Here is a 22,705-nt window from a genome sequence, read left to right as displayed (position 1 = left end):
TCCAACTAATCAGAGGGTTATTGAGCACCGCCCGGTACCGATGCCGTCGGCGATATGGCCGACTGAGGAGGCAGGGCACTCATGGGCAGGCCGCCGTATCCGGGCAGGTTGCACTACTTCATAGGCCGGAAGACTCGCGCGCTATTGATCGAGCGCTTCGCAAAACATCCCGATCACGAACCTTACCTGCGAGAGCTTGGGCGCGGCATCTGCGGCGGTATGGGAGCGCTCCACACAGAACTTCGCGAGCTGTCGCGGATCGGACTCATCAGTTCGAGCGCGCGCGGAGGTGCCAGGTATTTCAGACTCAATCTTAGTCACCCGCTCACTCGCCCGCTGTGCGATCTGGTGGCCGCGTGCGACCTGGTCGACTCGACCCCGATCGATCGATTAAAGGGTTTGAGTGTCGATACTTGTTCGTTCATCGTCGATAGACGAGCACCGTGCACGTATGTACGAACACGCGACATCGACGCAGAGCAACTTGCTCGTGTCGGCCGCGCCCTCGCTCACCCGGCGCGCATCCGCATCCTTCAGATCATCGCCGAACACGGTGAATGCAGGGGCCAAGAGGTGTTCTCGGGACTCCCGCTGGCCCAATCGACGATCTCGCAGCACCTAAAGGTGCTCGGCGAGGCCCAGCTGATCTCGTCACACGCCGTGGGGACCGCGCTTATGTATCGCCTGAACCGCGATACGCTGGACTCGTTCGCTTACGACATAGCCGACGGCTTCGCGAGCCCACACGCATCAGGGCTCCGTGTGACCGAGAAGGATGCGAATGGCCGCGTGCGCCTGGTGCCCGGCGGCGATCGCCACCCGTGATGCCAGCAGTGGCAACCCGTGGCGCACGTCGCTGTGCAAGTCGCCCACAAGGTAGAAGTTCTCGGCGATTCGTTCAGTGAGCACGTCGTTGGCGGTCGCGAACCCTGCGAGCCCCGAGGCGGTTACGAGCGGGATGTGCGGCGTGTGGCGCAGGGCGACGTTCGCGATCATCGCTTTTGTCTCGGCGCTGTCGACCGCCTCCACGACAACGTCGGCCCCATCGACGGAGGCGAGCAAATTCTCCTCGGTCATGCGTTCATCGACGATGGTGAGAGCGACATCTGGCATGATGCGGCGTAGTACGTCGGCAAGCGCGACGGTCTTTCGCATCCCGATGTGCTCGCGAAAGAAGTACTGGCGGTTGAGGTTATCCTCTTCGACGATATCGAAGTCGATCAGCGTGACGCGGCCGAGCCCCGAGCGCACGAGCATGACGGCGGCGTTGCTCCCGAGCCCGCCACAGCCCACGATCGCCACGTGTGAGTGCGCGAGCCGGTGCCGGAGCGCCTTTTCGTCGTCGTGGGCGATCGGAAAGCCACCCGGTGCGGTGTTGTCGTCGAGCACGTCAGCCCCCCGCCACCGGCGGGAAGATGGCGAGCCGGTCACCGTCGGAAAGTGCCGCGCCGTCGTCTGCGTGTCGGCTGTTCACGAACACTACGCGGGGCTCGTTGGGCAGTCCAAGGCGCGCGATCACGTCGGCGACCGTCGTTCCTTCGGGCAGATCGAACTCGCGGGGAGCGCGGCCTCCGAGACCGTCGGGCTGGTAAGCCGACAGGTGCGCGAACAGTGCCACGTGGACCTTCATGTGACGTGAGCCCTTCGGAGCGCGGATGGGCGGGAGAGAGACCGGGTGCGACGCTCGAGCGCCGCACCCGGTCGGTGCACGTGCTACGCAAGGCCCATCTCACGAGCCGTCTCGGGCACCCAGGCAAAGACCGTGTCGAGGTCCTCGTCGGTCACCTGGAACACAATGTTGTGTGGCGGAAGCGGCTGCGTCTTAAAGAAGCCCGGCAGGCGATCGTCTGCGGCGGTGAACCCCGCTCGTTCGTTGAAGAGGCGCTCGTAGACGAGCGCTTCCTTGCCGAGCTGCATAAGCGCGTCAGCGTCCCACGCATCACCCGTGTGCGCTTGTACCATGTCGTGTATCGCGGTGAACGCATCGGGGATGTCGAGCACGGCGAATGCGACGAAGATGCACAGCCCCACGCTGTCGAGCATCGCGGTTGCGATCTGGAGGTTCTTCGAGAGCTCCGCCTGACCGTCCGGTTTAAGCGGGTCGATGTCGCCGCCCACTTTGAGGATGTTGGCGGTGATGGTGTAGCCCGCAGTGTGGTCGGCGCCTTGCGTGCTGGTCGCGTAGGTTACACCGATACCCATGACGGAGCGCGGGTCGTACGCGGGCATCGCCTGTCCCTTGACAACCGGGATGCGCGCCACACCAAACGCCTCGCCCGTCGCGAGCGCTCCGTCCCAGAGCACCCGACCAGGCTCTCCGTCGCCAGCGCCGCTCATGAGCGCCTTGAGCGCCGCGTCGGCGTCACCGAACGCGATTGCGCCGGAGTCCATGTAGACCGCCATCGTGGCACCCATCTCAATGGTGTCGAGCCCGAGATCGCCGCAGGCGCGGTCGAGCTCGGCGATCTCGTCGAGGTCGCCGATCCCGCAGTTCGCCCCAAACGACCACGTGGTCTCGTACTCTGGGCCCTTGGTCTTGTAGTGGCCGTCTTTGTCCATCCAGTAGCGCGAGCACTGGATCGTGCAGCCTGTGTGGCACGCGTGGTGCTCGTGGCCGCCGCGGGCAAGAATGATCTCACGCTGGCGCTCGCCGCCAATGTCATCGGCCTTTTCGAACGAGCCTTCTGAGAAGTTGCGTGTGGGCAGGCCTCCCGCTTCCGAGAGGATGTTTGTCAGCACGTTGGTTCCGTAGGTGGGAAGCGCCTGGCCGGTGACCGCATGCTCTTTGAGGGCAGCGGCGAACCGGCGCATCGCTGACTGGAACGCGTCCTTGTCGGCGTGTTCCTTGTACGGCAGGCCCTTGTCGGAGATGACGATCGCCTTGAGCCCCTTGCTTCCCATGACCGCGCCGAGTCCTCCCCGACCGGCGAAGCGGTTGGGGTAGCCCTTGGGATCGGAAATCGCGATGCCGGACGCCTTCGCGCCCATCTCGCCGGCTGGTCCGATCTGGATCGTAGCGTAGCGGTCGCCCTCAGGGCGGGTTGCCGCGATCGTCTCGGCGAGGTCGTAGTTGCCGAGTCCGGTCCACTCGTCGGCCCCGTTGATCGAAACGGTGCCGTCCGCTTCGATCGTGAGACAGTAGCGTGCCGCGCTGGCGGCCGGCTTGCCCGTTATGACGAGCGCGGCGATGCCGAGGCGCGCGAGCGCGTGTCCCGCCTGCCCGCCCGCGTTCGACTCTTTGATGCCACCGGTGAGCGGGCTCTTCGCACCGACCGACAGGCGCCCGCCGTTAGGAGCACTCGTGCCGCCGAGCAGACCGGGCGAGAAAACTAAGACGTTGTCCGGTCCGAGCGGATCGGCCCCGGGCGGGACTTCGGAGAAGACGATCGCATCGGTGAGTGCGCGGCCGCCGTAGCGGTGCCACGCATCGGGGAGTGGCTCGCGGATCACGCTCAGGTTACCCATGTCCACCCGCAAGATGTCTCTTGTCATGCAGGACCTCCGATCTCCGGTGGGATAGCGGCGGGGGCGGCGAACCCGCCCCGCGTAAACTCTATACCCATGAAATGGGGCGGCCACGGGCCGACTGTGCCGCGACCGAATGCGCGCGTCCGGGTGCTAGAATGCGCAGGACGCAGACGGGCGCGATATCGCCGAGGAGGACTCGATGAGGATCGTGGTGCTAGGTGGAGGGCCGGGCGGGTACGCCGCCGCGTTCGAGGCGGCCCGGCTCGGTGCCGAAGTCGTGCTTGTTGAGAGAGAGCGCCTGGGCGGGACGTGTCTGAACCGGGGGTGCATCCCCACCAAGACCATCCTTCGTTCGGCGCACATCGTGCGCGACACCGCGCGCGCGGGCGAGTTCGGTCTCACCGTGCCCGGCGTGGCCACAGTCGATGTCGAGTCCTTGCGGGCCCGCAAGGAAGCGGTCGTCGACGAGCTCGTGAGCCAGGTCGAGGCAAGCGCGAAGCGGCTCAAGGTGCGTGTCGTTTACGGCGACGGCCGCCTCGCCGGGCCGCGCACCGTAGAGGTGCGACCTGTCTGTGGTGCGCAGACCGAGCGCTTCGAGGGCGACGCGGTCATCCTCGCGACGGGGTCTGTCCCGTTCCGCCTGCCGATGATCGACCACGACCTGTCTGGCGTGTGGACGAGCGACGACGCGATCGCGCTTAGCGAGATTCCCCGTGAGGTCATCATCGTGGGCGGCGGCGTGATCGGGCTCGAGTTCGCGTGCGCGTACGTGGCGTTTGGTTCGGACGTGACGGTGGTCGAACTTATGGAGCAAGTGCTCCCCGGCACCGACCGGCGCGTGGTGAAGGCGATCCAGGCCGCTATCGAAGAGATGGGTGTGCGCTTCTTCCTCGGCAACGCGGTCGAGAGTGTTGCGCAGGAAGGCGATCGTGTGACCGCGACGTTGCGCAGCGGCGAGACGCTCGAGGCCGATGTTGTGCTGTCGGCACCGGGACGCATGCCCAACTCGGCAAATCTCGGCTATCCCGAGGCTGGCATCGAGATGGATCGCGCGGCCGTGAAGGTCGACGAGTTCTTCCGCACGAGCGTTGCTGGCGTCTGGGCGATTGGTGACCTTATCGGCGGGATGATGCTCGCGCACGTCGCCGAGGAGGAGGGCGTTGTCGCGGCCCGTAACGCCGTCGCCGAGCTAAAAACTGTGGGTGCCGCGCCGCACCTCGAGAGTGTGCGCTACGAGTGCATTCCCGCGTGCGTCTACACATTCCCTGAGGTTGCGGTGGTAGGTTCTTCGCGCGACAGTGCCAAGGAACGCGACATCAACGCCGTGCAGGCGGTCGCGAAGTTCGCCGCCAACGGCAAGGCGCTCGGCGAGGGCGAGGCAGAGGGCTTCGTGCAGATCGTCGCCGAGGAGGGTTCCGGCCGCATCGTGGGCGCTCAGATAGTTGGCCCGCACGCTGTTGAGATAATCCATGAGATAGCCGTCGCGATGCGTCACGGGCTTTCAGTGCGCGATCTTGCCGAGACGGTGCACGCGCACCCCACGGTGAGCGAGGTCGTCAGGTTCGCCGCGCTTGACGCCGCCAGGAAGTGCGGTTGCTGATGCGGACCGCTCGATGAGGCCGCGCGCTTACCGGCACGGTCACGACGCGGCCACAAGGCGGATGCCCGCGTGGCTCAAGCGTCCGCTTGCCACCCCCGGTAAGGCGGCCGCGGTCGAAGGGCTTCTCGGCGAGCTTAGGCTCCGAACCGTCTGTCAGAGCGCCAAGTGTCCGAACCGCGGTGAGTGCTACGCGAGCGGGACGGCGACATTTCTCATCATGGGCGACGCGTGCACGCGCGGTTGCCGCTTTTGCGCGGTCGACACGCGCGAGCCGGCGCCGCTCGACGCTGACGAGCCAGCGCGCGTGGCCGAGGCGGCGCGGCGGATGGGGCTTGTTCATGTGGTTGTCACGTCGGTGACCCGCGATGATCTGCCCGACGGCGGGGCGGCGCACTTTGTCGCGGTGATCGAGGCGTTGCGCGCCGCGGTGCCCAAAGCGGCCCTCGAGGTGCTCACGAGCGATTTCGCCGGCAGGCTCGAGGGCGTCGACGAGGTGATCGACGCTGGCCCTGATGTCTTCAACCACAACGTCGAGACGGTCCCGCGGCTCTACCCCGAGGTACGTCCCGGTGCCGACTACGCCCGCTCGCTTGCGGTGCTCGCACGTGCCGCGGGGCGCCATCGCGCGACCGGTGCTGCGCGCACTCCCGCGAAATCTGGCCTCATGCTCGGCTTCGGCGAGAGCGTCGACGAGGTGCTCGGCGTGATGCGCGACCTGCGCGCGTCGGGGTGCGAGACGCTCACCCTCGGCCAGTACCTGAGGCCGAGCCCGGCACACCTTCCCGTGGCTGAGTTCGTCGAGCCGGAGGTGTTCACGCGGCTCGCGCGTGAGGCGCGCGCGATGGGGTTTGCGGCGGTCGCCTCGGCGCCGTTCGTGCGCTCGAGCTACCACGCCGACGAGCTGTATCAGAACAGCTGACTACCGGGTTCGTGACGCTACGGTGCAGCGGCGGTCGTGTCGAGCACGTTTGCCGCTCCGGCCTGGTCGCGTCCCGCCGATTTCGCCGCGTAGAGACTTACGTCGGCAGCGGCGAGCAGGGAGTCGAGGGTGTCCTCGGTGTGCGGGCTTCCGGGAAGCAGCACGCCGCCGCCGATGCTCACCGACAGTGCGAGCCGCTCGCCGCCAGCACCGTGACAGACCGAGGTACGGACCGCGTCAAGAATGCGGCCGGCAAGGAAGCGATACTCCGCTACATCGGCTTCCGGAGCGACGATGGCAAACTCGTCGCCCCCGTAGCGTGCGACGAGGTCGCTTTCACGTGTAGCGGATTGAAGGTTCTTCGCGATACACAGGAGCGCGGCGTCGCCGGTCGCGTGTCCGTGCACGTCGTTGATGTCTTTGAAGCGGTCGACGTCGATGAGGAGCACCGTGAGAGGGTGTTCGTAGCGGTGTGCCCACGCGACCCACTGCTTGAGGTGGCTGATAAACCCACGCCGGTTGTACAGCCCGGTCTGCGTGTCGCGTACCGCGTAGGAGGCGAGCGCGACGTTGTCACGAAGCGCGCGCCTGAACACGCGCGCAAGAAATCGAGCGAGAGAGTCCGTGCCACGCGAATGTTCGATCGCGGCGATGAGCCGTTCGACGTGACGTGAGTACGCTTCGCGGTGGATGCCCGTGCGCCCCGGTTCCGTGAGCTCGAGCAGTTCGGTGAAGACTGAGTCGAGCATGAAGAACTCGAAGTGGGCTGCGATGTCGAGCATCTCGGCGGGAGACAGGGTGGTAACGTCATCGGGAATTGCTGAGCGCACGTCGTCCCGGACGCGTGAGAGGGTGGCGAGCAAGTCGTCCGGATCGGACACGACATCAGGGATGAGGCCCTGTTCCCATGCGGTGAGCAGGCCGCTCCACCATGCGACATGCGTCTCTTCTTCGCGCGCGAGGTTCTCAAACAGGGCAGCGAGTCCGGCATCGGGGCAGTTCATGCTGAAAGAGCGGTATGTTCGCGCCGCCAGCGTATCGAGCTGAACGCACATCGCAAGGATTTCGCGCATCGCGTCGCCCCTCTTCGTCGTTGGCCCGTACAGAGAGTATATGCCTCTACGCCGGTGAGGTAACCGGCTGCGTAACCGGCGAGCGTGCTTGCACCCTGCCCGTCACACGGGGAAGATAGCCGTATGACGTACGAACCCCGTGCGGGGCGGTATTGGTGATGTGACAGATCGATAGATGGCGCGCCGTCATGGCGTGCCGGTGAGGGGCATGATGGACAGCATCGACGAACTGGACATGTATGAAGCCGAGAAACGGCTCGCGCTCTACAACGAGTACCGCGACGCGACGCGGGTCTTCCGTTACTACGTCGAGACGGAGTTGCGGGCCTACCTCGCCGATCAGGTTACCGTCGAGCCGGTCGAGGCACCGGGCGGGACGTACTTCAAGGTGCACTTGACCGACGTTTGGATCTACGAGGCCGAGCGGCCCAACCGGTCCGCTCCGGAGGTCGTCGTCTACGAGGTGGGTCCGGTACACGTCCAGCGTCTCAGGGTCGAGGAGTAGTCGCCCAGATGCCCGGCGCGCCTGCCGAGCGAAACGCGGCGGCAACGCGGGCCGCGGCGTTGCGCGAAGAGATCGCGCTCCACAATCATGCCTACTACGTGCTCGACGCACCCGAGCTAAGCGACGCCGCCTACGACGCGCTCGTGCGCGAGCTAGGGGAGATTGAGGCCGCCTACCCTGACCTCATCACTTCCGACTCGCCCACCCAGCGGGTCGGCGCGGCGCCAGATTCGCAGTTCGCGCCGGTTGCCCACGCGCACCGCATGTACTCTCTCGACAACGCGATGGATCTCGGCGAGCTCGACTCGTGGCTCGCACGCGTGCGTGACGCGGTGGGTGAGCGGCCGTGCGCGTACGTGTGTGAGCTTAAGATCGACGGGTCCTCGCTCTCGCTCACGTACGGTGACGGGGTGCTTGTACGGGCGGCGACTCGCGGAGACGGGCGGATGGGCGAGGATGTGACCGCAAACGTGCGCACGATACGTGACGTGCCGCTTCGATTGCACGCCGAGGCACCCGGAACGATCGAGGTGCGCGGCGAGGTGTACCTTCCCATCGCGAGTTTCGTGAGAATCAACGAACAGAATGCTGACGCTGGGTTACCGCCTTTCGCCAATCCGCGCAACGCCGCAGCCGGTGCGGTGCGGCAGAAGGATCCAGCCGTGACCGCCGCACGCGACCTTGCGACATTCATCTATCACGTCGCAGACCCGCGCGACCTCGGACTCGCGTCGCAAAGTGAGGCGCTCGGCTGGTTGCGAACGGCCGGCTTTCACGTCAACCCCGATGTCATCGTGTGTTCGACCGCCGAGGAGGTCCACGAGTTTTGCGCTTCGGCGGCACAGAAGCGCGACGCGCTTGCGTACGAGATCGACGGCGTGGTCGTGAAGGTCAACTCATTCGCGCTGCAAGATGAGCTCGGCTACACCGCGAAGGCCCCCCGGTGGGCGATAGCGTTCAAGTTCCCGCCCGAGGAGAAGACCACCGTTTTGCGCGACATTCGCGTTCAGGTTGGACGCACGGGCGCTCTCACCCCCCTTGCCGAGTTTGACCCGGTCACGGTTTCTGGCTCGACTATCGCGCGCGCCACACTCCACAACGCCGATGAGATCGCGCGCAAGGACGTACGCATCGGCGATACGATCATCGTCCGCAAGGCAGGAGACGTCATCCCTGAGGTTGTCGGTCCGGTTCTGGGAATCCGGCCTCAGGGAGCGGAGCCGTGGCGGATGCCCGTCAGGTGCCCGTCGTGCGGGGATGAAGCGTGGCGCCCCGAGGGCGAGGCGGTAACTCGCTGTGTCAACGTCGCGTGTCCCGCGCAGCGCCTCGAGCGCCTTGAGCATTGGGCGGGCCGAGGAGCGATGGACATCGACGGCATGGGTGCCGAGATCATCGCGCGCCTCGTCGAACACGGCCACGTGGCGGACGTGAGCGATTTCTACCTGCTCGATGCACAGACGCTCGCTTCACTCGACATGGGGCGCGAGAAGAAGGACGGCGCGCCGGTCACGCTCGGCCCGATCGTGGCGGACAAACTCGTCCGGGCGATCGACATCTCTCGCGAGCGGCCACTTGCGCGTGTGCTGTTCGGTCTTGGCATCCGGCACACCGGTGCGGCTCTTGCCGAGGTGATCGCAGCCGAGTTCCGCACGATCGACGCGCTGATCGAGGCGGCGCAGGCCGCACCGCTCCCGGCGGGAAGGGGAGTGAGTGTCGCGGCCGCGCTCGCCTCGGATCCGATCGCGCGTGTCGATGGTGTGGGTCCCGCGATAGCTTCGAGCATACGGGCGTTTTTTGGCAATCCAGGGAACCGGGCTCTGATTGAGCGGCTCCGCGACCGAGGCGTGCGACTCGCCGAAACTGAGGGCGAACCCGCGAGGCCGCAGACACTCGCCGGACTGACGTTCGTGCTCACCGGCGCGCTCGAGCGATTCACGCGCGACGAGGCCGCTTCAGCGCTCAAGGGACTCGGAGCGAAGGTGTCGGGATCGGTGAGCGCAAAGACGTCGTTCGTGGTCGCCGGAGCCGATGCCGGGAGCAAGTACGACAAAGCCATCTCGCTCGGCGTGCCGGTACTTGACGAGGCTGAACTCGTGCGTGTGCTGGAGACAGGCGAGCTTCCCGGAACCGATGCCGGGCCGGCGAGGGTTAGTCCTGCCTTACGGGTTGGGTGAGAACGGCTCGTCGGTGCCCACCCGCGCGCTTTTCAGCTCGACGGCGCGCGGGGGCAGCCCGCGGTCGATTCGCGCGGCCGGGATGAGCGCCGCCGCGGCGATAACGATGATCGCCACACCGCCGGCGATGAGCGTTGCCTGCACGCCAAAAGTCGCGGCAAGCAGTGGCGCGAACGCGAGTGGCACAAGCTCGCCTGCGCGATGATGCACTTCGCTAGCTCCTATGACGCGACCAAGATACTCGCGCGGGGTGTCTCGGTGGATGAGGGTCCGCTGGAGTGGCGAGAAGATGCCCGCTACCGTGCCGAGCAGGAACGCTCCTGTACCGATCACCGCGAGTTCGGGGGTGAGCACGTAGAGAGCCGCGCTCGTCCCGATAGCGCCAGCCGCGACTGTGAGTCCGCGAGCGGTGACCGATCTCGTAGGGAGCCGGTCGAACACGAACGCGCCCACGACGAACCCGAGACCGAGCAGCGAGTTCATCCACCCGATGGTCTCGACCCCGGTGCCTACGACATCTCTGAAGAAGAGCGGTTCTAAGGCGCCGAACACGCCAAAACCGAGCCAGACCGCCGTGCCGATGAGTACGTAGAAGCGCACGCTTGCGATCGAGTAGGTGATGCGCATCCCTTGGGTCATCTCGGCCAGCGCGCCTCCGGTTCGCTTGGACCGGGTGTGCGGAGCGAGCGAGACGCTCCAGACGATGATCGCGGCGGCGATTGAAGCGCCGGCGTCGATGTAGAAGACAAGATCGACGTTCGCGTACGTCGCGATAAGGGCGCCGATCGCTGGACCGATCACGAATGCCGCGGACCCTGCGCCTTCGATGAGCGCGTTGGCCCGCTTGAGCTCTTCGGCACTTGTGGCGATGAAGGGCGCGAACGATGCTCCGGCTGTGAGTATCGGGGCGCCGGCGAACCCCCAGATGCCCACCAGGACGGCGAGGGCGGGGATTGAATCGGCGAGCACGATCGCGAGAGCGGCGGGCACGAACGCGATGTGCGCGTAGATGAGCACGTTTCGCGGCCCGAATCGGTCGACGAGCACACCACCGATCGCGGCGCCAGCGATGAGCGCGATGCTGAGACTAAGCATCACGAGTGCGAGCTGGGCGGCGGAGGCCTGGAGCTCGTAGGCGGCCTTTCCCCACACGCCGATGAAGAATGCGGCCTCGCTCCCGGCGCGGGCGAGGAAGCGCGCGGCGACGACGCGTTTGATATTGGCGCGAAATGACATACGAGGCCCCCGGCGAAGTGTCTGGCGATGCCGGCGCCAGGCGTCGCAACCCTTCGGTGAATGAATTGTTGCAGTCTGCGGTTGCATACGATAGCACACGGGAGTGACGTCAGAGGCGGCACGCAGCGCGAGGGACGTGCGAACTCATTCGACCTCGAGTGCCACTCTCCGGCGAGCTGCGGGGTATTATCGTGATAGCGTGCGAACACCATGCCCCGGCGTGTCGTGTCGCCGCAGGTGTCCGCGTACGACCGGGAGGAACCACCCGATGGCGATTTCTGATGAGGATGTGCGGCATATCGGGCGGCTCGCCCGATTGTCGCTCACAGAAGACCAGGTTGAATGGCTCGGCCACGACCTCAACTCGATTCTGGACCACATCGGCACGATCCAGCAGCTTGAACTGTCCGGTGTGGAGCCCACCGCCCACGCCCTCGATGTTGTGAACTCGACGCGCGATGACGTTGTTCGCCCGGGCCTGGATCGCGATGCCGCTTTGCGCAACGCGCCTGCCGAGGAAGGCGGCGCGTTTGTGATCCCTCGCATCGTGGGCGGAGGGGATGACGCGTGATCGATCTGTCACGCATCACCGCAAACCAGATACGCGACGCCATCGCGGGAGGCGTCTTCACCGCTCGCGAGATGGCAGACGCCGCCCTCTCCCGCATCGACGCTCTCGACGGCGATGTGCACGCGTTCAACCAGGTCACCCCTGAGCTTGCGTATGAAGCGGCGGCGCGCGTGGACGCCGCTGTCGCATCGGGAGCCCAGGTGCCCCCGCTCGCGGGCGTGCCGGTTGCCTTCAAGGACAACATGAATCTCATCGGGACCCGCACGACGTGCAGCTCACGTATCCTTCAAGACTACGAGAGCGTCTACGATTGCACAGCGGCCCGCCGTCTTCTAGACGCCGGCGCGCTGCCGGTGGGCAAGTGCAACATGGATGAGTTCGCGTTTGGTTCCTCAACTGAGAACTCGGCGTTTGGGCCTACCCGCAATCCGTGGGGGCTCGACCGCGTTCCGGGCGGCAGCTCGGGAGGTAGTGCGGCGGCGGTGGCTGCTGGGATGGCGACTATAGCTCTCGGCTCAGACACCGGCGGGTCGATCCGTCAGCCTGGATCGCTCACGGGCACGGTCGCGCTCAAGCCCACCTACGGCCGCGTCTCGCGCTACGGGTGCGTCGCGTTTGCCTCCTCGCTCGACCAGATCGGCCCGTTCGCGCGCTCGGTCGCCGACGCGGCGCTCGCTCTCGAGGTGATCGCGGGTGCCGATCCGATGGATGCGACGAGCGTGAAGCGCCCGGTTGAGGAGTACACCGCGATGCTTGGTGAGGGTATCTCGGGACTTCGCGTGGGCCTCGCGACAGACCTGCTCGACTCAGAGGGCTGTAGCGATGAGGTGCGAACCGCGATCCGTCAAGCCGCCGAAACGTTTGCAGCGCTCGGCGCGGAAGTCGGAGAGGTCGAGCTTCCCACTGCGGCGCACGCTCTCTCGGCGTACTACATTATCGGTCCCGCCGAGGCGAGTTCGAATCTCGCGCGTTTTGACGGCATCCGGTATGGGCACCGTGCTCAAGGCGCTAAGGACGTCTCTGAGCTCTACATGCGCTCGCGCACGGAGGGGTTTGGCCCGGAGTCTCTTCGCCGGATCATGCTTGGGACGTATGCGCTTTCAGTCGGGTACTACGATGCCTACTACGGTCAGGCGCAGCGGGCGCGCACGCTCATCAAGCGTGATTTCGCTGATGCGTTTACGAGCTACGATGTGCTGCTTACGCCAACGTCGCCCACCGTGGCCTTTGCGATAGGCGAGAAGAGCGACGACCTTGTCGCGATGTACCTCTCTGACGTCTACACGATTCCGGTGAATCTCGCGGGCAACTGCGCGATTAGCGTGCCAGCGGGGCTGAGCGCGAAAGAAGGGCTTCCGATCGGATTGCAGATCATCGGCGACCACTTTGCCGAGGCGACCGTATTACGGGCGGCGGCGGCGTTCGAGGCGGCCACCGGGTTTGACCCGGTGCCGCCGCTCGTCAGAGAGGAGCGACTGGGGGTGTATTTGGCGTGCGCAAAGCGAGCCAGACCGGGAGGTGGCGCTCGATAGCCACGCGGTTGACTTCGGGCCGCTTGTTCTACGTCGCCCTATGGACGGTGATGACCGGCCTGGCACTCAGCGCGCTCGTTGCGATCAACGGTGTCTATGTGTCTCGCGAGATCGCGAGGGAACGGGTGGTGCTCGAGCGTTCCGCCGAATACGCCGCATCGCTCATCGAATTCGAACTCGACCGCCTCGATGAGAACGCGGTCGCGGTGTCCCAGATGCGAGGGTTCGCTGTCCGTACCGCGTCATATCTGGAGGGCGACGAGTCGATCGGCCCGCTTCTCCAGGACAGGATTCAGGCCGAGGTCCGGGCGCGCGGCTACACGTGCGTCCAGATCATCGCGCGCGACGGAACCGTATTGTTTGTAGCGGGCAGACCGGAGCGATGCCCTGATACCGAAGCCAAGCTCCTCGAGGCCGCATTCGATTCCTCCGAGATTGTCCGGAGCGACGTGATGATGAGCGAAGACGAGCTTGGTCCGATGCGGTGGGCGGTGCCTCTCGTACCGCAGCCCGGTGGGGAACCGGTCGCGGTGACGCTCATGAACGCCGACCTCGACCCGGTAGTCGATGCCGCGCTCGCACTACCAGGACCGTGGAGTTCTATGGACGCGGAGGTTATCGATGCCGGGGTCGGCCTCACAGACCAGCCCGGTGGGCAAGTGACTGGCGCCGCGCTTGTTGCCGGTACGCCGTGGGCGATCGTGATGTCGGTCGATCGCGCCCAGGTGCTACGTTCAGCGGCTCCGCTCACGATCGCGGGTGCTCTTGCGGTGCTTGCGGTAAGCGTGGCGTTTGCGCAAGGGCTTGTGATCCTGCGGCGAGTCGCTCATCAGCGTGACACCGAACAACACGCCAGGAACGTACTCGCCCAAAGGATCGACGCCGAGGAGCGCTTCGTCGCGAGCATGAGTCACGAGTTGCGCACTCCGCTCAACTCCATCATCGGATTCGCCCGGATACTGGAGTCAGGATCTGCCGGCCCGGTCAACGAAGAGCAGCGGACGCAGCTGCGTCACGTCTCTGCGGCAGGCAAGCGGTTACTCGCGCTCGTGAACGATCTTCTCGATCTGTCAAAGGCACGCGCAGGGATGACGATTCCCCGGGCGGTGCAGTTCTCCGCGTCCGACGTCATTACAACGGTGTTCGACATCGTGTGTCCTATGAGCAACGAAAAGGGGTTGCACTGCGCTCGTGAGGTGCCAGAGCACGCTGTGGATCTCTACACGGATCGGGATCTGCTTGAGAGAATCCTCATCAACATCGCCGGCAACGCGGTCAAGTTCACGCCGGAGGGCGGGAGCGTCACGATGAGCGTGCGGGAGCCGGATCCGCGACACGTGGAGTTCGCGATCACCGACACGGGATACGGTATCCCGCCTGACGAGATGAGTCGCGTGATGGACGAGTTCTTCCAGGGGACGTCGATCCCTGAGGCGGAGCGTGCCTCAGGAACCGGACTAGGGCTTTCGATCTCGCGCCGTCTTGTGCATATCCTGGGCGGGAGCATCGACATCGTGAGTGAACTCGGAGTGGGATCGACGTTCACGGTGCGGATACCAAGGCAGGTTCCTGTCCCGCAGCGGAGTTACAACGGGACCGGATTTTAGTCTCGCGCCTCGGGTAGAATCGCACAGTACCGCGAGGTGGTGCGCCTAACGAGGTGCGCCCGTGCCGGATAAAGAAGGAGAGCTAAGCGTGGCGTCAGACCGTCTCACAGAGGTGCTCTCAGAGTGGGAGGCCGTCATCGGCCTGGAGATCCACACCGAGCTTACGACACTTGCGACCAAGATGTTCTGCGGATGCCCCGTCGCCTTTGGGGGCGAGCCCAACACCCGGGTGTGTCCGGTCTGCCTCGGGTTGCCCGGAGCGCTTCCGGTTCCAAACGCCGCGGCGATCGAGGCGACGGTGCTCGCGGGACTTGCGACGCAATGCGAAATCGCTCCGTGGAGCCAGTTTCATCGGAAGAACTACTTCTACCCGGATATGCCCAAAAACTACCAGATCTCCCAGTACGACCTGCCGTTTTGCTCCAAAGGTCACGTTGATGTCGAGATCGAGCCCACCGCAGGCGCCTCGCCGCGGCCCGACCGGCAGGGTGACTACGTCGCGCGCGTTGGCATCACGCGCATCCACCTCGAAGAGGACACCGGCAAGATGGTGCACGTGGGCGGCTCGGAAGGCCGTATCGCCGGAGCCACGCACTCACTCGCGGATTTCAACCGCGCTGGCACCGGCTTGATCGAACTCGTCACCGAGCCGGACATCCGCACGCCAGAAGAGGCTCGCCGATTCGCCCAGAAACTCCGGCTCATCTGGCTTACGCTCGGCATCTCTGACTGCAACATGGAAGAGGGCTCCATGCGTGTCGACGCCAACGTCAGCGTCCGGCGCCGCGGTCAACACGCGCTCGGCACGAAAGCCGAGATAAAGAACATGAACTCGTTCAAGTCGCTGCACGACGCGCTCGCCTACGAGATCGTCCGTCAGGCCGAGTTGCTCGAGAGCGGGGGAAGTGTCGTGCAAGAGACGCGCCATTGGGATGCTGGCGCACGGCGAACCTCTGGCATGCGATCCAAGGAGGAGGCGCACGACTACCGCTATTTCCCGGAACCCGACATGGTTCCGTTCGAGTTCACGCCCACGTGGGTGGAGGAAGTACGCGAGAAGCTGCCCGAACTACCTGATGCCCGAAAGGCGCGCTTCATGCGTATGTTCGATGTGCCTGCCCACGATGTTGCGGTACTCACCTCCGATCTCGACATCGCGGACTTCTTCGAGGCAGCGACGATGATCACGGGGCCTGAGCGCGCTCGCCAGGTGAGCAACGTAGTGATCAATGAGTTCCTAGGCCACCTCAACGCTGAGGGGATCGGGGTGGGCGACAGCCGCGTGACGCCTGCGATGGTCGCCGAGCTTGTTCGGCTCGTGTGCGAAGGCGAGATCTCGAGCAAGCAGGCAAAAGACGTGTTCGCCGAGATGGCGAGCTCTGGTGAGCCACCGGGAGCGATCGTCGAATTGCGGGGCGTGAAACAGGTCTCAGACACCGCCGTCATCGAGGCAACTGTTGACCGGGTGCTCGCGGCGCATGCGGGACAGGTCGAGCAGTATCGGGCAGGCAAGAGCGGACTTCTCGGCTTCTTTGTGGGTCAAGTGATGCGCGAGACCGGTGGGCAGGCAAACCCGGGATTGGTCAATGACGTGCTCAAGAGCAGGCTCGACGGGTAGCCGGAAGGACCAGTCTAGAGAGCCGCTGAATTGACCGCAGTGGTGCCGGGGTACTACTCTCATTAGCTGTACGTGCGCAACGTTTGCCGACGCGAACGGAACCGGCCCCGTGACGCTGTCTGGATCGATTCTGTGAGAAGTACTGTTTCCTCATCTGTCCAATCGCGCGCGGCGCTCGTGTTGGCCGCTGTGTTCTGTCTCGCCGTCATGATCCTCGTGGCTGTGGCCACGCGTGTGCCTGCCGCGACAGGACCCGTTATCGATATCGGCGCGCCGGTCACCACCGAGCAGTGTTCCCCGTGCCATGCGCAGATCGCCGATTCTCAGACCCCGGGTCTGCGATTCCGGCACGCCGCGCACATCGTTGTGGCGTGCGCTACGTGCCACGTGCGCATGCCGCACGGCCCGGAGGGGACTGAGCGGCCTTTGATGCAGTCGTGCTTTGGCTGCCATGGGCAGTATCATGCCGAGGTCGCTGGAACGGTCGCACGAGACGGCTGCGACGTGTGCCACACGGATCCGTCCGCCCTCCGTCCAGACGGGCATACCGCACAGTGGGAGCTCGCACCGCACGCTGAAGAGGCGCGCCGCGAGGGGACCAACACGTGCGTGATGTGTCACGCGGCCCCCGTCGATTGCGACACCTGCCACCGCGAGCTCGTACCCGAGGTGGCGCGGATCAACCCGGTGTACCTGCCACTGCTTCCCGCGCCCGAGCCGCGTCCGGAACTCTCGATCGATCTCGGAGCTCCGGTGAGCGCTGGACAGTGCCTCTACTGCCACCGGGACATCGATCGGTTTGTCGCCGAGGGCCGGATCATCTTCGTCCACCAGGTGCATCTCGAGCGTGACTATCAGTGCGCGAGCTGCCATCCTTCAACACCGCACACCCCCACGGGTACGCGCGTGAATACGATGGCCGACTGCTATCGGTGCCACAGCTTGAACCATGCGGGCCAGGGTCTTGTGGCGACCGAGGAGTGCATCGCGTGCCACACGCCCGCTTTTGATCTGAAACCCGTCGCGCATACGCCCGCGTTCGAGGCGCGAGACCATGGTGGCGCGGTCGCCGAGGACGAGGCGTACTGCACGCTCTGCCACAAGAGCCCGTTTTGCGTGGCGTGCCACCGGGCGCAGCGTCCGCTTGCGGATGGTTCACCGCCGCGCTGGATCGTGCCCGAAGATCACACCGATGCGGTGTGGCTCTCTCAGCACGGCCCCCGCTTCCTCGACCGTGCGGGGACATGCTGGGCGTGTCACGACTCACCGTCGTGCGAGCGGTGCCACCAGACGCCGATGCCGCATCCCGGCGAGTGGCTGCGCTCTCACGCGGCCTACGAGCCGCCGGACGGCATGGAAAGCGACTGCTCGGTCTGCCACAAGGACCGGGAGTGGTGTCAAGATTGCCACCACGAACAGGTGCAGAGACTCGACCTCGTGGAGGCAAACTGCGTTCCGTGTCACGATGAGATGTCGCAGAAGCCAGCGACGAGCATCCGCCACAAGGCGTTCGCGGAACATGCGGTGCACTTCGAGGTCGCGGAGTCGAAGGGCCGTCCGTACCGCTGCTACGAGTGTCATGCGACGTGGGCGATCCGGCCGGACAACGGGCATGCGGCCGGGGGAGCGCAGATAGGCCATGACCTGCGCTTGTGTTATGACTGTCACGGTGCGCTCGACATCAGGAGCACGCTCATCGCCCCGTATCGGGGCGCGGAGCTCTGCGCCCGCTGCCATACGAAGGGTCCGTCCGCGCGCGACGGCTCGGCTGCGCCGGAAGACGCCAGTCCAGCCGGCATCGGCGGGCCACGATGAGATGTGGCGGATTGACACAGGCTCCCCTTAGTCGCTAGTGTCTGTCTCACTTTGGCGCTGCGCCGTAGTGGGACGCTTTGACCGGCATCACGTCTCGTACGGATGGAGTCTCCACGTGGAGAACAGAATCGCTGCCGATCCGGGCGCTCCCGGCGGCAATCGCACGGATGTCGCGCTTATCATCGCGGCAGCAACGCTCGCTCTCGCGGTGATCGCGTCAGGTGCCTACCTTGGGTACGCGATCTGGAACGCTCGCGTCCTCGAGCAGGCGGCCACACCCACAGCGCGCGCAATCGAGGCCATGTACACCGATATGCGCGCCAATCCCAGCGACGTTGTGCTGCGTGTGCGGCTTGGTGAGGCGCTCGCGGCCGCCGGCCGTTACGACGAGGCGGTGCGTGAGCTGCAGTCGGCGCTCGAGATCGACCCGGAGCACACCGGCGCGCACCTCATGATGGGCGTCGTGTCGATGACCCAGCGCGACTACTCCGCCGCAGAGCCCTACTTCCTCAAGGTCATCGAGCTCACGACGGGAATCGAGTTCCAGGATGCGAGTGACCGCAGGGAGCTCGCCTTTTTCTACCTCGGTGAGATCGCGCTGAACCAGAAGCGGTTCGACGAGGCGGCTGGATTCTTCAAGGAGGCGCTACGGATACGCCGCGACTCCTCGGTGACCTACTTGAACCTCGGCCTGGCCCTCAAGGGGTTGGACGAAACAGCTGGCGCGATCGAGAACTTCGAAAACGCGCTCGTGTTCGACCCGACATTTGCGCAAGCCCACTACGAGCTCGGCCAGGTCTACCTCGCGAAAGGTGACCGGGTGAACGCGGCCACCCATCTCGTGCTCGCGGCGCGTAACGCGCCCGAACAAGAGGAGCCAGCCCAGGCGCTCGTGTCGCTTGGGAGCGCGGACCAGTGGGCGGCGACCGCAGCCACGGCGCTTGCCGAGCGCGATTTCGAACGCGCGCTCGAGGCCGCGCTCATCGCGCGCGTGCTTGACGAGGCGAACGTGGAGTACGTGCGCATCCACGCGCGGGTGCTTGAGGCGCGGGGATCGCTTACCGACGCGCGCGAAGTGTGGGGCGAGATCCTCGTGATGGCGCCGCAAGACGCCGAGGCGCTCGATCGTCTCGGCGAGTGACGGGTGAGGGTGCGATACGTGACGGCTGTGAAAGCGACAAGAGGGAAGAGGTAGCGCGGTGACCAGAAGGCGCAAGCGGCTCATCGCGATCATCACCATCCTGATCGTGTTTCTCGTGATCCTAGTGGCGACAATCATCAACTACCAGGCGACCAAGCGTCTCGCCATGCCCTTCATCACGGTTGCCGAGGATACGCTCACCTCGCCGGAGTACCTCTACTCGTTTAGCGGCGTTGGTGATACGAGGCTTGAGCGTCCGACCGGCGTTTATGCCGATGGGTCGCGCGTCTTTGTCACCGACGCGCGGCTGGGTCAAGTCTTCGAGTTCAACCCCGAAGGGGAGCTGCAGGGCACGTTTGGTGCCGATGAGCTCACAACCCCGCTCTACATCGCCGAGAACCCCGCTGACGGGCGTCTCTACATCACCGATCGCCGCAACCGGTCGATCGCCATCTTCACCAAGGACGGGACCTACGAAGGGGAGTTCGACCCTGCGCTTCCCGAATCCGAGCTGCCGGATTTTGAGACCGGCGATGTTCAGTGGGCACCGCTCGCCCTCGACTTCGACAACGACGGCAGGCTCTACGCGACCGAGATCCTCAACGGCCATCGGCTCATGATCTTTGATGCCGACGGGAAGTTCGAGCGCTCGGTGGGGACCGCGGGGCAATCCGACGCATCCGGGTCTCAGCCGGAGCTGTTCTTCTTTCCCAACGGCGTTGAGGTCGTTGGCGAGGAGGTGTGGGTCGCCGACAGCAACAATCGGCGGCTAAAGGCGTACACGCTCGGCGGTGAACTGCTGCGTCTCGTGCCGACGGAGGGCCTGCCGCGCGGGTTCGACGCGATCCGGCCGCTGTCTGAGGAGGACACGCGTACCATTCTCGCGGTGGCCGACACGCTCGCTCACGACGTGACGCTGTGGGATGGCGAGGGCGGCAGGCTGCTCACGTTTGGCACACGCGGATTCCTTGAAGGCCAGTTCTTCTATCCAAACGACGTCTCGGTCGATGAGATGAACCGCATCTTCGTTGTCGACGGGGCCAACGCTCGCATCCAAGTGTGGGGCTGGCCGACCGAGGTCGCTCCGGTGCCGGCGGTAGAGGTCCCGGCGTACTGGCTCCTGTGTCTTTCACCGCTACTCCTCCTGCCGTTGCTGCTGCTCGCCCGCCGCAAGCGCTTCCTCGCGACCGCGGAGTTCATCGATGCGATGGTCGAAGGTGAGCTTGTCGACCAGATGGCGCACGGCAGGGGCCGCAAGTACTGGATGGCTACTCCGGCCGATTACGAGAGCTACCGTGGCGTGAGTGCTGGGGACATCCACTTCGAGCACCTGCTCCATCCTGTCGAGCACTCGGATGCCGATGCGCGTGCGATCGCGGAACGCCTTGAGGTCGACTACGAGACCGCCGCGTTGCTTGCGACCGCTCGGAGGGCACGCGTGTTTTGCACGGAAGACCTCGAGCTGCGAAGGATGGCTCGCGCGCTCGACATTGACGCGATCGACAGCGAGACGTACATCGAGCGATTTGGGAAGCGGCAGGAGCGGCGGTGAGCCGAACATCGTGCGCACCGTGAGCGAAAAATAGTGAGTGAAGAATAGTGCTTGCCACCGGGTGAATGGCCGGTGTACAATGCGCGATGTAACAATTGTTACAAAACGTATCCGACCAGGATACGGCCGAACAGGTTCGACCGCTTGCGAACGCACGGGACCGGCATCCTGTTCGCGAAGCGGGAGATCGAAGGGGTACGAGGGACCGGCATGCACACGCGATACACGACTCGCGCGCTTGGATTCACGGCGCCCACAACGCTGACTCACATGACCTGCCGAGTGCGCCACGCGTTCCTCACCGCACGCAACACGTCAATCGTGTCGGCGCTTTGTGCGCGCGACGCGGTTTTAGCGTGGGCAGGGTTTCCTGCGACACCTGTCGCCACATGGGCGCGGAAGGGGGGACCGAGTAGCGCGCAGCGCGCGTGACGCGCACAACCGTATCGATTCCAACGCGGAAAGAAGATGAAAGGGGGCAGGGTAACATGGCGATAACCAGACGACAGTTTGTGGCCCGCTTGGGCGCGCTGGCTGCCGCCGCGGGGTTTGGCAGTGTCGATGTCCAGCGGATCACCGAAGCGATCGCGCTGGGATCCACGCAGTGGAACTCGGCGTCGGGTAAGCCCACCGTGGTCTGGATTCACGGCGCAGAGTGCACTGGCTGTTCGACATCCTTGCTTGGTCTGTTCGAAGACGTTCGCGGAAAAGCCGTCGAGGGCACGTCCATCACGACACTCGCCGCGCTCGACCTCGCAAACGGCGGCAGTGGCAACGGCGCGTCGGTCGTGACGGATCTGCGTACCTTCAACGGTGCGGGGCTCAATGTCGACGGTGGCGAGTTTGGCACGGGCGCAGGCATGGATATCACACTTGGGCTTCCCGAGTCCGCGCTAGTAGCCAACATCCAAGACGTGCTCGTGGACGTGATCGAGCTGAACTACCATGAGACCATCATGAACATGGGCGGCGACTTGGCCGCACAGTGGCTCAAGGACTTCATGACCAACGTTCCGCCGAACCGTCCGTTCGTGCTGGTGGTCGAGGGCTCGGTACAGCGTACGGACTTCAGGGGCGCATGGAACGATGCCTCGGGTCACGTGCCGTGGTGCTCGATCGGCATGTCGCACAATTACAGTTACAACGCCCAGACTCAAACCTACACGGGTTTCGAGCTTGGGATCGACACGGTCGTTGAAACGCTCGCTAGGAAGGCCGCGATCATCATCCCGATCGGTCAGTGTGCGACGTACGGCGGCTTCCCAGGGTGCAGGCCTCCGATCGACTCAGGAGCGGCGGGTTTTGACACCTCTCGTTCGCAGACCGACGCAATGGGCGTCGAGGACTTCTTGTTCAGTCTCGGCGGAGACGCTCGCGATTTCGACACCAAGAAGGTCATCAACGTGCCCGGATGTCCCACCAACCCCTGGTGGTTCGTGCTGACTGTGGTTGCTGTGCTCGTCGATATCGAGAACCCCGGGGCTCTCGGTGTACTGAACGGACTTTCGCCCAACCCGGCCGCGCTCGACAGCACGCGTCGGCTCAAGCACGCGTATCCGGCGAGCATCCACAGCCCGTACTGTCCGCGGTTCAACGACTGGTCGATGGGCAGGTTCGCAAGAAAGCCGGGCGACTCCGGATGTCTGCAAAAGATCGGCTGCAAGGGTCCCGGCGTCAAATCGCTCTGCGGCTTGCACGGCTGGAACGCCCAGCAGCCGCACAACAGTGGCGACTGGGAGTACGGCCTCTCGGAGGTCAACTCGATCCCAACGAACCCCGGCGCCTTCCGTGGCGGCCACTGCACGAGTGCGGGTCATCCCTGCATGGGCTGCACCGAGAAGGGCTATCCGGACAGTTTCGTTCCGTTCGTGAAGTTGTAGGACGGACTCAGAAA

The 22,705-nt window shown here is 64.9% G+C and carries 18 protein-coding genes; 13 read left to right on the top strand and 5 right to left on the bottom strand.

The window, feature by feature from the left end; translation table 11 throughout:
- The first annotated feature begins 81 nt into the window (after nucleotides 1-81).
- The gene (locus KGZ40_01330) at nucleotides 82-825 is read left to right on the top strand and encodes a helix-turn-helix transcriptional regulator (GenBank protein MBS3956166.1); all 744 of its coding nucleotides are present in this window, start codon (nucleotides 82-84) and stop codon (nucleotides 823-825) included.
- Here the strand turns inward: KGZ40_01330 and thiF are convergent.
- The 3 genes from thiF to KGZ40_01315 all read right to left on the bottom strand — a co-directional run bounded on the left by thiF (nucleotide 751) and on the right by KGZ40_01315 (nucleotide 3,492).
- Entirely contained in the window at nucleotides 751-1,389 is a 639-nt protein-coding gene (gene thiF, locus KGZ40_01325) for a sulfur carrier protein ThiS adenylyltransferase ThiF (GenBank protein MBS3956165.1), read from the bottom strand. The two genes, KGZ40_01330 and thiF, sit on opposite strands and share 75 nt — an antisense overlap.
- A 1-nt stretch (nucleotide 1,390) precedes the next feature.
- Nucleotides 1,391-1,630 carry a MoaD/ThiS family protein gene (locus tag KGZ40_01320; GenBank protein MBS3956164.1) on the bottom strand — a complete coding sequence of 80 codons (240 nt, stop codon included), beginning with the start codon at nucleotides 1,628-1,630 and terminating at the stop codon, nucleotides 1,391-1,393.
- Between the two features lie 83 nt (nucleotides 1,631-1,713).
- Nucleotides 1,714-3,492 carry an aldehyde ferredoxin oxidoreductase gene (locus KGZ40_01315; GenBank protein MBS3956163.1) on the bottom strand — a complete coding sequence of 593 codons (1,779 nt, stop codon included), beginning with the start codon at nucleotides 3,490-3,492 and terminating at the stop codon, nucleotides 1,714-1,716.
- A 175-nt stretch (nucleotides 3,493-3,667) separates the two neighbouring features.
- On the opposite strand from KGZ40_01315, the gene lpdA reads away from it, so the two are divergent.
- On the top strand, nucleotides 3,668-5,068 hold the full coding sequence (lpdA, locus tag KGZ40_01310) for a dihydrolipoyl dehydrogenase (GenBank protein ID MBS3956162.1): 1,401 nt from the start codon (nucleotides 3,668-3,670) through the stop codon (nucleotides 5,066-5,068).
- 13 nt (nucleotides 5,069-5,081) lie between these two features.
- A complete protein-coding gene (gene lipA / locus KGZ40_01305; GenBank protein MBS3956161.1) occupies nucleotides 5,082-5,987 on the top strand; it encodes a lipoyl synthase in 906 nt (301 codons plus the stop codon).
- 17 nt (nucleotides 5,988-6,004) lie between these two features.
- Here lipA and KGZ40_01300 read toward each other — a convergent pair whose 3' ends face one another.
- Nucleotides 6,005-7,060, bottom strand: coding sequence for a diguanylate cyclase (locus KGZ40_01300; protein MBS3956160.1), 1,056 nt, complete (start codon nucleotides 7,058-7,060; stop codon nucleotides 6,005-6,007).
- Nucleotides 7,061-7,271: 211 nt separating this feature from the next.
- Here KGZ40_01300 and KGZ40_01295 point away from each other — a divergent pair, with 211 nt between their 5' ends.
- Both KGZ40_01295 and ligA read left to right on the top strand, forming a co-directional pair.
- Entirely contained in the window at nucleotides 7,272-7,565 is a 294-nt protein-coding gene (locus KGZ40_01295) for a DUF2469 family protein (GenBank protein MBS3956159.1), read from the top strand.
- 8 nt (nucleotides 7,566-7,573) lie between these two features.
- Nucleotides 7,574-9,739 (top strand): NAD-dependent DNA ligase LigA, encoded by a 2,166-nt coding sequence (gene ligA / locus KGZ40_01290; GenBank protein MBS3956158.1) that lies wholly within the window; start codon nucleotides 7,574-7,576, stop codon nucleotides 9,737-9,739.
- Here the strand turns inward: ligA and KGZ40_01285 are convergent.
- A complete protein-coding gene (locus KGZ40_01285; GenBank protein ID MBS3956157.1) occupies nucleotides 9,725-10,975 on the bottom strand; it encodes an MFS transporter in 1,251 nt (416 codons plus the stop codon). The genes ligA and KGZ40_01285 overlap by 15 nt on opposite strands.
- A 268-nt stretch (nucleotides 10,976-11,243) precedes the next feature.
- Here KGZ40_01285 and gatC point away from each other — a divergent pair, with 268 nt between their 5' ends.
- The 8 genes from gatC (at nucleotide 11,244) to KGZ40_01245 (ending at nucleotide 22,691) form a co-directional block, all read left to right on the top strand.
- Complete coding sequence (gene gatC, locus KGZ40_01280) at nucleotides 11,244-11,546, top strand: Asp-tRNA(Asn)/Glu-tRNA(Gln) amidotransferase subunit GatC (GenBank protein ID MBS3956156.1); 303 nt, start codon at nucleotides 11,244-11,246, stop codon at nucleotides 11,544-11,546.
- Nucleotides 11,546-13,078: an Asp-tRNA(Asn)/Glu-tRNA(Gln) amidotransferase subunit GatA gene (gene gatA / locus KGZ40_01275; protein MBS3956155.1), complete on the top strand. Its 1,533-nt coding sequence runs from the start codon at nucleotides 11,546-11,548 to the stop codon at nucleotides 13,076-13,078. Before gatC ends, gatA begins: the two co-directional genes overlap by 1 nt.
- Nucleotides 13,039-14,685, top strand: coding sequence for a HAMP domain-containing histidine kinase (locus KGZ40_01270; GenBank protein MBS3956154.1), 1,647 nt, complete (start codon nucleotides 13,039-13,041; stop codon nucleotides 14,683-14,685). The genes gatA and KGZ40_01270 overlap by 40 nt, the downstream gene beginning before the upstream one ends.
- A gap of 112 nt (nucleotides 14,686-14,797) precedes the next feature.
- Entirely contained in the window at nucleotides 14,798-16,303 is a 1,506-nt protein-coding gene (gene gatB / locus KGZ40_01265) for an Asp-tRNA(Asn)/Glu-tRNA(Gln) amidotransferase subunit GatB (protein ID MBS3956153.1), read from the top strand.
- Between the two features lie 132 nt (nucleotides 16,304-16,435).
- Nucleotides 16,436-18,118: a hypothetical protein gene (locus KGZ40_01260; protein ID MBS3956152.1), complete on the top strand. Its 1,683-nt coding sequence runs from the start codon at nucleotides 16,436-16,438 to the stop codon at nucleotides 18,116-18,118.
- Between the two features lie 115 nt (nucleotides 18,119-18,233).
- Nucleotides 18,234-19,259: a tetratricopeptide repeat protein gene (locus KGZ40_01255; protein MBS3956151.1), complete on the top strand. Its 1,026-nt coding sequence runs from the start codon at nucleotides 18,234-18,236 to the stop codon at nucleotides 19,257-19,259.
- Nucleotides 19,260-19,317: 58 nt separating this feature from the next.
- A complete protein-coding gene (locus KGZ40_01250) occupies nucleotides 19,318-20,811 on the top strand; it encodes a hypothetical protein (GenBank protein MBS3956150.1) in 1,494 nt (497 codons plus the stop codon).
- A 488-nt stretch (nucleotides 20,812-21,299) separates the two neighbouring features.
- Entirely contained in the window at nucleotides 21,300-22,691 is a 1,392-nt protein-coding gene (locus KGZ40_01245) for a twin-arginine translocation signal domain-containing protein (GenBank protein ID MBS3956149.1), read from the top strand.
- Nucleotides 22,692-22,705: the final 14 nt, after the last annotated feature.

The organism is Clostridiales bacterium (assembly GCA_018333995.1).
Lineage (GTDB): Bacteria > Actinomycetota > Coriobacteriia > Anaerosomatales > SLCP01 > JAGXSG01.
Note: the sequence above shows the minus strand (reverse complement) of the source record. Positions and strands in the feature narration are given on the sequence as shown.